12 protein-coding genes are annotated in these 13828 nt (G+C 69.1%); 4 read left to right on the forward strand and 8 right to left on the reverse strand.

Annotated features, from left to right (window positions below):
* Positions 1-4: 4 nt before the first annotated feature.
* Positions 5-901, reverse strand: a complete 897-nt coding sequence (locus tag IAE24_RS01735) for an AraC family transcriptional regulator (RefSeq protein WP_199960004.1) — start codon at positions 899-901, stop codon at positions 5-7.
* Between the two features lie 295 nt (positions 902-1196).
* Between IAE24_RS01735 and IAE24_RS01740 the strand changes: the two genes are divergently transcribed.
* The gene (locus tag IAE24_RS01740) at positions 1197-2897 is read left to right on the forward strand and encodes a 2-isopropylmalate synthase (RefSeq protein ID WP_013800970.1); all 1701 of its coding nucleotides are present in this window, start codon (positions 1197-1199) and stop codon (positions 2895-2897) included.
* 63 nt (positions 2898-2960) lie between these two features.
* Here the strand turns inward: IAE24_RS01740 and IAE24_RS01745 are convergent, their stop codons facing one another.
* A complete protein-coding gene (locus IAE24_RS01745) occupies positions 2961-4136 on the reverse strand; it encodes an alpha-hydroxy acid oxidase (RefSeq protein ID WP_013800969.1) in 1176 nt (391 codons plus the stop codon).
* Between the two features lie 219 nt (positions 4137-4355).
* On the opposite strand from IAE24_RS01745, the gene IAE24_RS01750 reads away from it, so the two are divergent.
* Together IAE24_RS01750 and IAE24_RS01755 are read left to right on the forward strand one after the other, a co-directional pair.
* Positions 4356-6014: an L-lactate permease gene (locus IAE24_RS01750; protein WP_013800968.1), complete on the forward strand. Its 1659-nt coding sequence runs from the start codon at positions 4356-4358 to the stop codon at positions 6012-6014.
* Positions 6015-6169: 155 nt separating this feature from the next.
* A complete protein-coding gene (locus IAE24_RS01755) occupies positions 6170-7177 on the forward strand; it encodes a bifunctional helix-turn-helix transcriptional regulator/GNAT family N-acetyltransferase (protein ID WP_199960006.1) in 1008 nt (335 codons plus the stop codon).
* Position 7178: 1 nt separating this feature from the next.
* Here IAE24_RS01755 and IAE24_RS01760 read toward each other — a convergent pair whose 3' ends face one another.
* The gene (locus IAE24_RS01760) at positions 7179-7730 is read right to left on the reverse strand and encodes a cupin domain-containing protein (protein WP_012207095.1); all 552 of its coding nucleotides are present in this window, start codon (positions 7728-7730) and stop codon (positions 7179-7181) included.
* Between the two features lie 25 nt (positions 7731-7755).
* A complete protein-coding gene (locus tag IAE24_RS01765) occupies positions 7756-8700 on the reverse strand; it encodes a tripartite tricarboxylate transporter substrate binding protein (protein WP_012207096.1) in 945 nt (314 codons plus the stop codon).
* 128 nt (positions 8701-8828) lie between these two features.
* Here IAE24_RS01765 and IAE24_RS01770 point away from each other — a divergent pair, with 128 nt between their 5' ends.
* On the forward strand, positions 8829-9497 hold the full coding sequence (locus tag IAE24_RS01770; RefSeq protein WP_199960008.1) for a TetR/AcrR family transcriptional regulator: 669 nt from the start codon (positions 8829-8831) through the stop codon (positions 9495-9497).
* Between the two features lie 17 nt (positions 9498-9514).
* On the opposite strand, the gene pbpC is transcribed toward IAE24_RS01770, so the two are convergent.
* From pbpC to IAE24_RS01790, 4 genes are all read right to left on the reverse strand, one after another.
* Positions 9515-11851 carry a penicillin-binding protein 1C gene (pbpC, locus tag IAE24_RS01775; RefSeq protein WP_199960010.1) on the reverse strand — a complete coding sequence of 779 codons (2337 nt, stop codon included), beginning with the start codon at positions 11849-11851 and terminating at the stop codon, positions 9515-9517.
* Positions 11852-11884: 33 nt separating this feature from the next.
* Complete coding sequence (locus tag IAE24_RS01780) at positions 11885-12445, reverse strand: HdeD family acid-resistance protein (RefSeq protein ID WP_199960012.1); 561 nt, start codon at positions 12443-12445, stop codon at positions 11885-11887.
* Positions 12446-12539: 94 nt separating this feature from the next.
* Entirely contained in the window at positions 12540-13409 is an 870-nt protein-coding gene (locus tag IAE24_RS01785) for an endonuclease/exonuclease/phosphatase family protein (RefSeq protein WP_043821445.1), read from the reverse strand.
* Positions 13406-13795: a VOC family protein gene (locus IAE24_RS01790; protein WP_012207101.1), complete on the reverse strand. Its 390-nt coding sequence runs from the start codon at positions 13793-13795 to the stop codon at positions 13406-13408. Before IAE24_RS01790 ends, IAE24_RS01785 begins: the two co-directional genes overlap by 4 nt.
* Positions 13796-13828 lie beyond the last annotated feature (33 nt).

The following is a 13828-nucleotide window of genomic DNA, read 5'->3' on the forward strand; positions in this document are numbered from 1 at the left end:
CCCGCTACGGCCTGTCGCCCCTGGCCCCGAAGGCCGAGGGCGGCATGCCGAACTGGCGCCTGAAGGCCAGCGAATAGGCGCTGTGGCTTTCATAGCCGGCCTCCAGCGCCACCTGCACGATGGGCCTTCCGGCCAGCAGCGCCTGCATGGATGACAGCAGCCGTGCGCGCTGACGCCAGCGGCCAAAACTCATTCCCGTGGCCTGCAGAAAGTGGCGATGGAAGGTCTTCTCGCCCATGGCCAGCCGTGCGGCCCAGTCGGCGGCTGTGGCAGTTGCGGCGCCTATGGCAGTTGCGGCGCCTATGGCAGTTGCGGCGCCTGTCGCGGCTGCGGCGGCAAAGCCATCCGCCCCCTCTCCTTCGGCCAGCGCATGGCAGACAGCGGCCATGCGCGCATCCTGCGGCCAGGGCAGGTGAAACGGCACCACGGGCGGCTGGCGCAGTTCCTGCAGCAATAGCTCGACCACCATGGATTCGCGCCGCCCCGGCGGTGCCGATGCAGGCCAGCGCGCCACCTCGCTGATGAGCTCGCGCAGCAGGGGAGAGACCTCGATCACGCAGTCCGTACCCGGCAGGTCTGCAGCGGCCTGCGCATCGACGAACAGGCTGCGCACCTGTACCGCGCCGCGCATGCGCAGGCCGTGGGGCACGCCCGAGCGCAGCCAGACGCCGCGCGTGGGCGGCACCACCCAGCGCCCGCTGCCTGCGCGCACCTCCAGCACCCCCTGCACGGCGTAGAGCAGCTGGCAGCATTCGTGGGAGTGTTCCTCCACCTCCAGCCCCGCCGGATAGTCGGCGGCCACGCCCGTGACCGGCAGCGGTGCGGCGGCCTGCAGCTCGGGCAGCCCGGCATGGCTGCAGGGAACGGCGGCTGCCGAAGCCGGGGCATGGGTCGTGCGCATATTGTCCAGATCCATATAGAAAATGAGAAATTCTATAAAGACAGACAAGCACCCTGCCCGCAAACTGGCACCTGTTCCCTGTGATTCACCGCCATCGCACCATGCACCGCCTGCCCTCGCCCTCCCTACTATCCCTGGCCCATGGCCGGGGTCCGGGCGCCTGCGCAGGCGCCGCATTTCGCACCGACTCTCCCTGATCCCGGCCTGGCGCAGCTTCCCACACCGGGAAGCCAGGAGAGCGGGGCCGCCGGCCGATCCGGTGGCTGCAAACCCCAGCGTTTCCTGCGAGGCCCGCATGCTGAAGAATCCCGCGTCCAGATACCGTCCCTTCCCCGCCGTCGACCTGCCCGAGCGCCAATGGCCCTCACGCCAGCTGAGCCAGGCGCCCGTGTGGCTGTCCACCGACCTGCGTGATGGCAACCAGGCCCTGTTCGAGCCCATGAACCGCGAGCGCAAGCTGCGCCTGTTCCATGAACTGGTGCGCATAGGCTTCAAGGAGATCGAGGTGGGCTTTCCCTCGGCCTCGCAGACCGACTACGGCATCGTGCGCCACCTGATCGACAACGGGCTGATCCCCGGCGACGTGACGCCCATGGTCATCACCCAGCTGCGCGAGGACCTGATCCGCGCCACGGTGGACAGCGTGGCCGGAGCGCGGCGCGCCATCGTGCACTTCTACAACGCCATTGCCCCAGCCTGGCGCGAGATCGTCTTCGGCATGCAGGTGCCCGAGATCATCGCCATGGTGGAGCACCACATCGCCCTGCTGCGCGAACTGACCGATGCCCACCCCGAGACCGAATGGGTGCTGCAGTACTCGCCCGAGACCTTCTGCATGGCCGAGCTCGACGTGTCGCTGGCCGTGTGCAACGCGGCCATCCGCGCCTGGGATGCAGGCCCCGCGCGGCCCATGATCATCAACCTGCCGACCACGGTGGAAGTGAGCACGGCCAATGTCTTCGCCGACCAGATCGAGTGGATGCACCGCCGCCTGGAACGGCGCGAGCACATCGTGCTGTCCGTGCACCCGCACAACGACCGGGGCACGGGCGTGGCCTGCGCCGAGCAGGCGCTGCTGGCGGGAGCCCAGCGCGTGGAAGGCTGCCTGTTCGGCAATGGCGAGCGCAGCGGCAACCTCGATGTGGTGACGCTGGCGCTGAACCTTTACACGCAGGGCATCGCGCCGGGCCTGGATTTCTCGGACATCGCCGCCGTGGCGCGCATTGCGGAGGAATGCACGGCCCTGCCCATCCATCCGCGCCACCCCTATGTGGGCGACCTGGTGTTCACGGCGTTCTCGGGCTCGCACCAGGACGCCATCGCCAAGGGCTTTGCGGCGCAGCGGCCCGATGCGCCCTGGCGCGTTCCCTACCTGCCCATCGACCCGCAGGACCTGGGCCGCACCTACGACAGCATCGTTCGCGTCAACAGCCAGTCGGGCAAGGGCGGCATTGCCTTTTTGCTGCAGCGCGACCATAGCGTGACCATGCCGCGCCGCATGCAGGTGGAGTTCAGCGCCGTGGTGCAAAAACAGGCGGACGCCTGCGAGGCCGAGCTGGCCAGCGACGACCTGTGGAAGCTGTTCGAGGCCACCTACCTCGCACCCCTGCAGCTTCCCTGGCACTACCGCAGCCACCACCTGTTCGACAGCGCCCAGGGCCAGGGCATTGCGCTGGAAGTGGTCCGGCCAGACGGCCTTCGGCTGCAGCTGTATGGCGAAGGCAGCGGCCCCATCGATGCCGTGGCCGCCGCCCTCGGCCAGCACCTGGGCGTGGCGCTGCGCATTGACCACTACGAGGAGCGCAGCCTGGGCCAGGGCGCCGGGGCCATGGCGCTGGCCATCGTCGAGGCCGCCCTGCCCGGCGTGGCGGGCACGCGCTTCGGTGCGGGGCGCCATGCCAACATCGTGACCGCGTCCATCCTGGCCGTGCTGCATGCGGCGGGCCGGCTGGTGGCGGCGCAGCCGGAAAGCCGGCGCGTACCTGCCCAAGCCTGAGGCGCAGCCTGAAAGGAAAAAGGACCGCCGAGGCGGTCCTTTTCTCGTGCGGCTTTTGCCGGTTCAGCGCACGGCGCCCGGATAGGTTCCGGGCAGCAGGATGCTGCGGTCCACGGTATCGATCTGCGTATGGCCGCAGAAGGCCATCGTGGTCTCCAGCTCCTTCTGGATGATCTGCAGTGCACGCGTCACGCCGTCCTGGCCATAGGCGCCCAGGCCGTAGAGGAAGCTGCGGCCGATCATCGTGCCCTGGGCGCCCAGGGCACGCGCCTTGAGCACGTCCTGGCCGCTGCGGATGCCGCCGTCCATCCAGACCTCGATGTCCTTGCCCGCCGCCTCGGCAATGCCGGGCAGCGCCTCGATGGACGAGGGTGCGCCGTCGAGCTGGCGGCCGCCGTGGTTGCTGACGATGAGCGCATCGGCGCCGCTGTCGGCCGCCAGTCGCGCGTCCTCGGCGTCCATGACGCCCTTGAGGATGAGCTTGCCGCCCCAGAGCTTCTTGATGCGCTCCACATCGCCCCAGTTCAGGCTGGGGTCGAACTGGCTGGCGGTCCACGACGACAGCGAACTCATGTCGGCCACGCCATCCACATGGCCGACGATGTTGCCGAAGGTGCGGCGCTTGGTGCCCAGCATGCCCAGGCACCAGTGCGGCTTGGTCGCCAGGTTGGCCAGGTTGCGCAGCGTGGGCTTCGGGGGCGTGGACAGGCCGTTCTTGATGTCCTTGTGGCGCTGGCCCAGGATCTGCAGGTCCAGCGTCAGCACCAGGGCCGAGCAGTTGGCGGCACGGGCGCGCTCGATCAGGCGCTCCATGAACCGGCGGTCGCGCATCACATAGAGCTGGAACCAGAACGGATGGCGGGCCGTGTGTTCGGCAATGTCCTCGATGGAGCAGATGCTCATGGTGGACAGCGTGAACGGAATGCCGAAGGCCTGGGCCGCGCGCGCGCCCAGGATCTCGCCATCGGCGTGCTGCATGCCGGTCAGGCCCGTGGGCGCAATGGCCACGGGCATGGCCACCTGCTGGCCGATCATGGTGGTGCGCGTGCTGCGCCCCTCCATGTTCACGGCCACGCGCTGGCGCAGCTTGATCTTCTGGAAGTCGTCCTCGTTGGCGCGGTAGGTGCCCTGGGTGTAGGAGCCCGAGTCGGCGTAGTCATAGAACATGCGCGGCACGCGGCGCTGGGCCACGATGCGCAGGTCTTCGATGCAGGTGATTTTGGAAAGGTCGGTGGACACGTTTTCTGGCTTTCTGGAACCCGCATGCCGCGGGACTGCCGAGCATGGTAGTGCGCAGGGCACGTTCCAGTCACCCGTTCGGGTTTGAAGTGATTTGTGCGCCGATTGAAATTTTCTCTCTCGCAGCCCAACCGAGGGCTAACGCTAGTGTGCCAACCAGCCATGAGAGCGACGATCCGCCCCGCACAACATCCTAAAAACTCTTCAGGAGACGCTCCTATGGTTTGGCAGCAGGTCTACGACCCTCTTTCCAACATGTGGCTGTCCACACTGCTCGCGGCCATCCCGGTCGTGGTCATGCTGGTGGGATTGGGCTTTTTGCACATGAAGGCCCACCTGGCGGCCGGCGCCGGGCTGATTGCGGCGCTGGTGATCGCGGTCTTCGTCTACAACATGCCGGCAGGCATGGCCGGGCGCGCGGCACTGTTCGGCGGCTTCACGGGGCTGCTGCCCATCGGCTGGATCGTTCTGAACATCATCTTCCTGCACCAGCTGACCGAGAAGAACGGCAGCTTCAAGATCCTGCAGGACTCCATTGCCGGCATCACCGAGGACAGGCGCATCCAGCTGCTGCTGATCGCCTTCGCCTTCGGCGCCTTCTTCGAGGGCGCGGCCGGCTTCGGCACGCCCGTGGCCGTGACGGCGGCCATCCTCATCGGCCTGGGCTTTTCGCCGCTGGCCGCCTCGGGCCTGTCGCTGATCGCCAATACCGCGCCCGTGGCCTTCGGCGCGCTGGGCACGCCGGTGATCACGCTGGCCAAGGTGCACGGCTACGACCTGATGGAGGTCACGGCAATGGTCGGCCGCCAGCTGCCGTTCTTCTCGGTGCTGGTGCCGTTCTGGCTGATCTGGGCCTTTGCCGGGCGCAAGGCCATGATGGAGATCTGGCCCATCATTTTGGTGACCGGCGTGTCCTTCGCCATTCCGCAGTACCTGGTGTCCAACTTCATCGGCCCCGAGCTGGTGGACATCATCGCGGCCATCGTCTCCATGGTCTGCACCGTGGGCTTCCTGCGCATGTGGCAGCCCAGGACCATCTGGCGCTCGACCTCGCTCAAGGGCCATGAGAACAGCGGCGGCGAAGCCCAGGCGCCCCGCGCCGTGACCCAGCACCCGCGCGCCGACGTGATCCGCGCCTGGACGCCCTGGGCCATCCTCACGGTCTTCGTCTTCATCTGGGGCCTGCCCTCGGTCAAGGCCGCGCTCAACGGCCTGTTCGCCCCGGCCTTTCCCATGGAAGGCCTGCACAACCTGATCGAGAAGGTGCCGCCCGTCGTGCGCCAGCCCACCAAGGAAGGCGCCATCTACACGCTGAACCTGCTGTCGGCCACGGGCACGGGCATCCTGCTGTCGGCCATCGTGGGCGGCCTGGTCATGAAGTACAACCCCGTGCAGCTGGTCAGCCAGTTCGTGCGCACCATCTGGCTGGTGCGCTATTCGCTCATCACCATCGTGCTGATGCTGGCCCTGGGCACGCTGACGCGCTACTCGGGCACGGACACCACGCTGGGCCTGGCCTTCGCCAACACGGGCGTGTTCTACCCCTTCTTCGGCACCCTGATGGGCTGGCTGGGCGTGGCGCTCACGGGTTCGGACACGGCATCGAACGTGCTGTTCGGCGGCATGCAGAAGGTGGCGGCCGAGCAGCTGGGCCTGTCGCCCAACCTCATGGGAGCGGCCAACAGCTCGGGGGGCGTGATGGGCAAGATGATCGATGCGCAGTCCATCGTCGTCGCCTCCACGGCCACGCGCTGGTTCAACCATGAGGGCGACATCCTGCGCTACGTGTTCTTCCACTCCGTCGCCCTGGCCTGCCTGATGGGCATCTTCGTGACGCTGCAGGCCTATGTCTGGCCGTTCCGCCTGATGGTCAATTGAGCCTTGCGCATCTGCGCCAGGCTACAGCCGCCCGCATGCGCCGGGCGGCTTTTTTACGCCTGGGGCATGCATCGCTGCATAAACAGATGCGCAGCGGCATTTATGGTTGTACCATGCAACCATAATCAAACCCTGCACGGACCCAAGGAGCACCCATGCCGCAGCACGATCTTTCCCTGGTGGATGGCATCCGCGCCGCCTCGCGCCAGATGGTGCGCGAGCTGGGCTTCATGCAGGCCACGCTAGCGGCCACGGACTATCCGCCCTCGGCCGTGCACGCCATCCTGGAGATCGGCGCACAGGGGCGCATGGCGGCCTCGCAGCTGGCCCTGGTCCTGGGGCTGGAGAAATCCAGCGTCAGCCGCATGGTGCGCAAGCTGGTGGAGGCGGGCGAGCTGAAGGAAGCCGCCGATGGCGAGGATGGCCGCGTCAAGCAGCTGGCCCTGACCGCCAAGGGCCGGCGTACGCTGGCCGCCATCGAGGCCTTCGGGCGCCAGCAGGTGACGGCGGCGCTGGACCGCATGCAGGCGCCGCAGCAGCAGGCCGTCGCCCAAGGACTGGCACTGTACGCCCGGGCGCTGCAGGCACACCGGCAGGAGGAGCCCCTGTCCCAGCCCCAACCCGTACCCGCGCAGATACAGGTCCTGCCCGGATACCGGCCCGGCTGCCTGGGCCGCATCGTGGACATGCATGCGCGCTTTTATGCGCGCCACGCAGGCTTTGGCGTCTTCTTCGAAAGCCGCGTGGCCAGCGGCCTGGCCGAGTTCGCCGGCCGGCTGGACAAGCCCTGCAACCAGCTGTGGACGGCGCTGGACGGCGACCGCGTCGTGGGCTCCGTGGCCATCGATGGAGAGGACCTTGGCAAGCACCCCGAGGGCCGCCAGGCGCACCTGCGCTGGTTCATCCTGGAAGACGGCCTGCGCGGCGCCGGCACGGGGCGCCAGCTGCTGCAGCAAGCCTTGGCGTTCTGCGACCAGCAGGCCTTCGAGGCCACCCAGCTGTGGACCTTCCGGGGCCTGGATGCAGCACGCCGGCTCTACGAATCGTCAGGCTTCACCCTGGCCGAGGAATGGCCGGGCCAGCAATGGGGCGAGACCGTGATCGAGCAGCGCTTCGTGCGGCCACGCCCTGCCGTGGCGGCATGGGCAGGCCAGGCCCCCTGAGTCAGGAGCCCTGCTCGCCCGCCACCAGCACGAAGGCAATGCGCGCAGGCCGGCCCGAGCGGTTGGCCCAGGCATGGTTGGTGCCGCGCTGTATGAGCACGTCACCGGCGCGCAGCACGGTTTCCTGGCGGTCCAGGATGGCGACCAGCTCGCCCTCCAGCATCAGCGCGTAGTCCACGGTATCCGTGCGGTGCATGCCCGGATGCTCGCCGGGCTGCACGTTGCGGTGGGCGTCGCCGTACATGCGTGTAAAGGTGGCATGCAGGGCACGCGCCAGCTCCTGCGGATCGGCAGGTTCGGGCGGAATGTCCAGGATGCGCAGCACCGTGCCATAGGGCGGCGGTGCCACGCCCTGGTGGATGGCAATGGTGTCGGGCGCATTGATCTGCGCGGGTGAGGCATCGGTGCGCCACAGGTTGGTGATGCGGTAGCCGGGGCGTTCCTCGACCAGGCGCACGGCGGGCGAGGCGCCGTCCTCGGCAATGAAGGAGCGGCCCTGTGCGTCGTTGGCCGTGATCACGCGGCGGATGGGGGGCAGGCTGGAATCGGTCATGGATGGAGAGATGGCGGAAAGGAGGTCACTGCGCATGGCGTTCGGCCGCTGCGCCCTGTTTGCGGAATTCGTCGTGGATGCGCCGGTCCCACTGGCGGCGGTCCTGGTGGAAGACCACCTGGTCGCCGCGCTGGGCCACCTGCCTGACGGCATCGGACCGCGCTGCGGCGGCGCAGGCGGCGTCCAGCCGGCCCAGCACCGCCTCGGGCACGCCACGCGGCACGAACAGGCCCGCAAACGATTCCTCCTGCACCGCCATGCCCAGTTCCTTGAAGGTGGGCACCTCGGGGAAGGCCGGGTGGCGGCGCTCCGAGGCCACGGCCAGCAGGCGCAGCTTGCCCGCGCGTATCTGGGGCGCAGCCGAGGCCGCGATGCTGCTGACGAAGTCCAGCCGCCCGGCCAGCAATTCCTGTATCGAGCCGGCATCGCCCTTGTAGGGCACATGCACGAGCTTGAGGCCCTGGTCGCGCTCCAGCTGGTCCATGGCCAGGAAGGGCGCCGAGTTCGGTCCCGGCGATCCGTAGCTCAGCGAGCCCTTCTTCGCCGCCGCCACCAGCTCGCCTATCGTCTTGAAAGGGCTGTCTGCGCGCACGCTGACGCCCAGGATGTTCTCCGTCACGCCGCACAGCGGCTGCACGCTGTCGGGCCCCAGCTTCAGGCCCTTGACGTAGTGGGGCTGCACGGTGATGGGGGTCATGGGCGTGAAGGCCAGCGTCAGCCCGTCGGCCGGCGCCTGGGCCAGCACATTCATGCCGATCACGCCCGAGCCCCCGTCGCGCGAGACCACGACCACGCTCTGGCCCAGCTGCTTGCGGAATTCCTCGGCCAGCGTACGCGCCATCACATCGGTGGAGCTGCCCGCCGCCCAGGGGTTGATGAGGGTCAGCGGCCGCGACGGGAACGGCTCCTGCGCGGTGGCCAGGGTGCAGCCCAGCGCCATCAGGGCGCCGAGCCACTTGCGGGTGGTCATGCTGTGTCTCCTTGTCGTTGTGTGATGGCTGCGCATGTTAATTCAGTCAGTCGACTGAATCAATCCATGTCACCACCATGCCATGGTTTGGTGCGGCAAGGGCCTGGCGCTGTCTATGATCCGCAGCCATGACGTCCAGCACCGATGACACCGCGGCCGAGGAACCCCGCGCCCAGGCCCGCGAACGCCTTCTGCAAGCCGCCGAGCAGCTGTTTGCGCGGCATGGCTACGCGGGCACGTCGCTGCGCGCCGTCATGGCGCTGGCCGATGTGGACACGGGCGCCATCCACTACCACTTCCGCAACAAGCTGGGCCTGCTCAAGGCCTTGTTCGAGCAGCGCGTGATGGCCGTCAACGGACAGCGCCATGCGCTGCTGCAAAGGCTGGAGCAGCAGTCGCCGCAGCCTGCCGTGGAGGACATTCTTCGGGCCTTCATCGCCCCTGCGCTGCGCGCCGCCCACAGCGAGGGCGAGGCCGACTTCAACCGCGTCACGGCCCTGTGCTCGGTCGATCCCGACCAGGCAGTCAGGGAGGTGGTGTTTGCCGCCTACGACGAGGCTGCCAAACGCTTTGCGGCCCTGCTGCGCCAGGCTCTGCCGCAGCTGTCGCAGCACGATTTCCAGTGGCGCCTGGAATGCATGTACGGCGCCATGATGTACATCCGCTCCGACAACGGCCGAGTCAGCCGCATGCTGGGCGGCGGCCACCGCGCCGACCCCGTGGAGCATGTGATCGACGAGCTGGTGGCCTTCACTGCGGCGGGCATCCGCGCGGCGGGCACCCGCGCGGCGCAGTGATCACGACCGGCGCCTGATCAGCGCCCGCCCGCGCGCGAAGCCACCACGCCGGCGCCGCGCACCTCCACCTGCACGCTGTCCAGCACCTGCCCCTTGGCATCGACCAGTTCCAGCCGGTGGCGGCCGGGCCAGGGCATCCAGGCGGCGGCAGCACCCCGGCCGATCTCCTTGGGCGCAGGCTCGGCCGCGCCGGGCGGGGCGGCGCTGACCATGCGCCAGCGCAGGCTCGCGTCCTGCCATTCCTGCGTGGCGGCCGTGCCCGAGGGCCGGGCCGACAGCTGCACGCGCTGGCGGTCCGGCGGAATGTCGGGGTCCAGCGCGAGGATGGTGCCGTTGGCCGGGCGCGCAATGCGCACGGGCGAGGCTGCCGAAGTCCCGCGTGTTGATGCGGATGCGGCAGGCAGGCCGCTGCCCGCCATGGCGAACAGGCTCTGCTGCGTGCCCGCCACGAACCACTCGCTGCGTGCGCTCTCCAGCGGCAGGCCCGAGGCATCGGGGCCGAAGCGCACCGCCTGCTGCAGCACACCCGCCGGCGCCTTGGGCGCGCGGCTGGGTGTGCGGGCATGCAGGAAACCCATCACGGCGGCCCAGACAGGTGCCGCGCCGCTGGTGCCGCTGACCGAGTGCATGGCCTCGCCGCGCGCATTGCCCACCCACACGCCCACGGTGTAGCGCTGCGACCAGCCCACGGCCCAGTTGTCGCGCATGTCCTTGCTGGTGCCGGTCTTGACGGCCGACCAAAAGCGCGTGGCCAGCACGCTGTCCGTGCCGAAGGTGGGCGCGCGCGCCATGGGATCGGACAGGATGTCGCCCACGATGAAGGCCGCGCGTGCGTCGATGGCCTGCACGGCAGCACCGGCCTTGGCCTGGGTCTTCGGCACGGCAGCCGGAGCGGGGGCCGGGGCTGCCGCCCAGCGCACGGGCGTCAGTTGCCCGCCGTTGGCCAGGGCGCGGTAGGCGTTGGTGAGCTGCAGCAGCGGCACCTCGGCGCTGCCCAGCGCCAGGCTGAAGCCGTGGTAGCCGCCGCTTTCGCGCAGCGGCAGGCCCAGGCGCTGCAGCTGCGAGAAGAAGGCATCGGGCGTGACCATGACCAGGGTGCGCACGGCCGGCACGTTGAGCGACGACGCCAGCGCCGTGCGGGCCGAGACCCAGCCCTTGAAGCGCCGGTCGTAGTTCTGCGGAATGTAGAGCCCGTTCTGCGTGGGAATGTGGGCCGATGAATCCTCGATCAGCGAGGCCGCCGTCAGCCGCCGCTCGGCAATGGCCTGGGCATAGAGAAAGGGCTTGAGCGTGGAGCCGGGCTGGCGCATGGCCGTGACGCCATCCACCTCGGCCGCCTGGCTCAATTCGCCCGACGAGCCCACCCAGGCCAGCACCTCGCCCGTGGCGTTGTCCAGCACGACGATGGCGCCGTCCTCCACATTGCGGCCCTGCAGCTCGCGCAGTTGCTGCTGCAGGCTTTGCACGGCAAAGCGCTGCACGGGCGCGCTCAGCGTGGATCGCACGCGGGCCTGGCCTTTGGACTGCGGCTCGGCCAGCAGGCGGCGCGCCAGATGCGGGGCCTGGCCTTCGCTGGCCGCCCATTGCCGGCGCAGCAGCACGCTGGCGGTGAGCAATTCCATGGCCGTGCAGTCGCGCGCCGCCGCGTCCTCGGGCGCCAGCGACTGCAGCACGCCGCAGGCGCGCCGGCCCACGCGCTCGGGCGAGGCGTTGGGCGCGCGCACCAGGGCGGCGGCAATGGCGGCCTCGCGCGCGTCCAGCCCGTGCGCGGCCTTGCCGAACAGGGTGCGCGACAGCGCATCGATGCCCACGATCTCGCCACGGAAGGGCACCAGGTTCAGGTAGGCCTCCAGGATCTGGTCCTTGCGCCAGCGCCGGTCCAGCACCTGGGCCGAGACGGTCTGGCCCAGTTTCTGCACCACGCTGCGCCCGCCCGGGCCCTGGCGCCAGTCGCCGTCGAGCAGGCCCGCCAGCTGCATGGTGATGGTGCTGGCGCCGCGCGTGCGCTGGTTCCAGAGGTTGCCCCAGGCGGCGGAGGACACGGCGGCCCAGTCCACGCCGCTGTGTTCGTAGAAGCGCTTGTCCTCGCTGAGCACCAGGGCCGTGCGCAGCGCGGGCGAGATGTCGGCCAGGGCCACCCAGTCGCCACGGCGCACGCTGGCGTCGGTGCGCTGGCGCTGCAGCACCTCGCCCTCGCGCGAGAGCAGTTCGGTCTCGGAGGAACGGTGGCCTTCGCGGACCTCGGAAAAGCTGGGCAGCGCCTGGGCGGCACCGGCCGCCGCGAACAGCAGCGCGGCCGCCAGGGCCGCGCGGGGAAGACGCATGAAGGGAGAAGGTCGCCGGGATTCGATCATGGAGCCGGCATTGTCCGCCTTTGCACCCGCGGCTCAGGAAGAATGGCGTATGCCCTTCTTGAGCTTGAAGGACAGCAGCACCATGAGCACGCCGAAGACCACCGCATACGTGGCCAGCACCCAGAGCATGGCCATCATGCCCGCGCCCGGCTGGGCCAGCACGAAGGCGCCGAACAGCACGGACAGCACGCCGCCCAGGATCAGCAGCCACTCGCCCGTGATCTCCTTGCGCAGCCGCACGGCCGCCACGATCTGCAGCAGGCCCGTGACCAGGGCCCAGGCGCCGATGTACAGCGTCATCACCAGCGCCGTGACGCCGGGCGCGACCACGGTGAGCACGCCCACCACCACGCCGGCCAGGCCCCACAGCAGCAGCACCCACCAATGGCGCATCTGGTCGCGCCCCTGGATGGCCGAATACACGCCCAGCAAACCATCGACAAAGGTGAAGGCGCCGAAGGTCAGCACCAGCGCCGCCAGCGATGCCGCCGGCTGCGCCCAGGTCAGCACGCCGAAGGCGATGGCGACCAGGCCGCGCAGCAGCAGCACCCACCAGGTGCGGTGAAGAATCGTGGAGAGCGGATTGAGGCTCATGGATGCTCCTTCAAAACAGTCCCCATGACCTTGGAGCAGGCCCGCCACACTGTCTGTAGGCGAAGGCCGGCTTGGCGGCGGACCCTGACCTGGATCAATCCAGCTGCAGCAGCACGGGCTGGTGGTCCGAGAGCCTTGTGTCGCTGTCCACGGCCCAGCCACGCACATGGCCGCGCAGGCTGTCGCTGACCCAGGCGAAATCGCACGCGCCGGGCTCAGGGCCCCACTGGCGGTCGAACAACCGGAAGGTGGGCGGCTGGGGCTGGTCCGGGTGCAGCACGCTCCAGCTGTTGTGCCACTGGCCGGCACTCACTGCGCCCTGCTCGCCGGCCGCCCAGGGGGCGGACAGGCCGGCGTATTCGTCCTCGTGCGGCTCGAAGTTGAAGTCGCCGCAGAGCACGGCATGCGGCGTGTGCGGCTTGGTCTGCTGGGGCGAGCCATCGCTGGCGGGCTGGGGCGGCGCCTCGGCCTGGCCCAGCGCCTCGATCTGCAGGGAACGCAGCGCCAGCGCCTGGGCCATGCGCTGGCGGCGCGAGAAATATTCGAGGTGGGTGCTCATCACCCGCACGGGGCCCAGCGCGGCATCCATCACCGTGGCCGCCGTGCAGCAGCGCGGCATGCTGCGCACGCCGCCGTCGTGCGGATACGGCAGGCGGTGGTGGGCCAGTTGCAGCACCGGCAGGCGCGTGGCCACCAGGTTGCCGAAGCGCTGCCGGCCCACGGCCGTGAACTCGTCCACGGCGGCGCCGAAGAAGACCTTCCAGCCTTCGGGCAGGGCCTGGCGGATCTGCGCCACCTGGTCGCCGGGCGCGCCCTGCAGGCCGGGGTAGTGGATGGCGATTTCCTGCAGGCACAGCACGTCGATATCGGCCATGGACAGCGCATGCGCCACGATGCGCTCCGGGTCCATGCGGCCGTCCAGGCCCAGGCACCATTGGGTGTTCCAGGTGAGGATCTGCATCATGCGGGCAGCGGCTCACGCAGCTGGAACAGGTTGCCTTCGGGGTCCATGGCGTTGCAGACGCGAAAGCCCGGCCCCTGCCAGGACTGCTCCCACAGCTGGCCGCCATGGGCGATGACCAGGGGACGAACGGCCGCGAAGCTGGTCACTGTGGCAAAGAATTTGAGGGCCACGTTCTCGCGCGGCTGGGGTGGCTCGGTGATGGTGATGTGCCGCGCAATCGCCTCGGGAATGGCGTGCAGCACCAGTTGCAGGTCCGGCGACTGCAGCACCATGAGCTCGCTGGTGTGGTGCAGCATGCGCATGGCCAGCACCTCCATGTAGAACAGCGCCAGCCGGTCAGGCTGCTTGGCGTAGATGAACAGACCTGCGGATGCGGGACCGGACATGGTGGACCTCGGGGTGAAAGGCTGGGACAAGGA

The sequence above is a fragment of the Delftia sp. S65 genome (assembly GCF_016516495.1).
GTDB classification, from domain to species: Bacteria; Pseudomonadota; Gammaproteobacteria; order Burkholderiales; family Burkholderiaceae_C; genus Comamonas; species Comamonas acidovorans.

Coding starts and splice junctions, on each gene's coding strand:
- IAE24_RS01735 (WP_199960004.1), bottom strand. CDS start 901: ATGCGCACGACCCATGCCCCGGCTTCGGCAGCCGCCGTTCCCTGCAGC.
- IAE24_RS01740 (WP_013800970.1), top strand. CDS start 1,197: ATGCTGAAGAATCCCGCGTCCAGATACCGTCCCTTCCCCGCCGTCGAC.
- IAE24_RS01750 (WP_013800968.1), top strand. CDS start 4,356: ATGGTTTGGCAGCAGGTCTACGACCCTCTTTCCAACATGTGGCTGTCC.
- IAE24_RS01755 (WP_199960006.1), top strand. CDS start 6,170: ATGCCGCAGCACGATCTTTCCCTGGTGGATGGCATCCGCGCCGCCTCG.
- IAE24_RS01760 (WP_012207095.1), bottom strand. CDS start 7,730: ATGACCGATTCCAGCCTGCCCCCCATCCGCCGCGTGATCACGGCCAAC.
- IAE24_RS01765 (WP_012207096.1), bottom strand. CDS start 8,700: ATGACCACCCGCAAGTGGCTCGGCGCCCTGATGGCGCTGGGCTGCACC.
- IAE24_RS01770 (WP_199960008.1), top strand. CDS start 8,829: ATGACGTCCAGCACCGATGACACCGCGGCCGAGGAACCCCGCGCCCAG.
- pbpC (WP_199960010.1), bottom strand. CDS start 11,851: ATGATCGAATCCCGGCGACCTTCTCCCTTCATGCGTCTTCCCCGCGCG.
- IAE24_RS01780 (WP_199960012.1), bottom strand. CDS start 12,445: ATGAGCCTCAATCCGCTCTCCACGATTCTTCACCGCACCTGGTGGGTG.
- IAE24_RS01785 (WP_043821445.1), bottom strand. CDS start 13,409: ATGATGCAGATCCTCACCTGGAACACCCAATGGTGCCTGGGCCTGGAC.
- IAE24_RS01790 (WP_012207101.1), bottom strand. CDS start 13,795: ATGTCCGGTCCCGCATCCGCAGGTCTGTTCATCTACGCCAAGCAGCCT.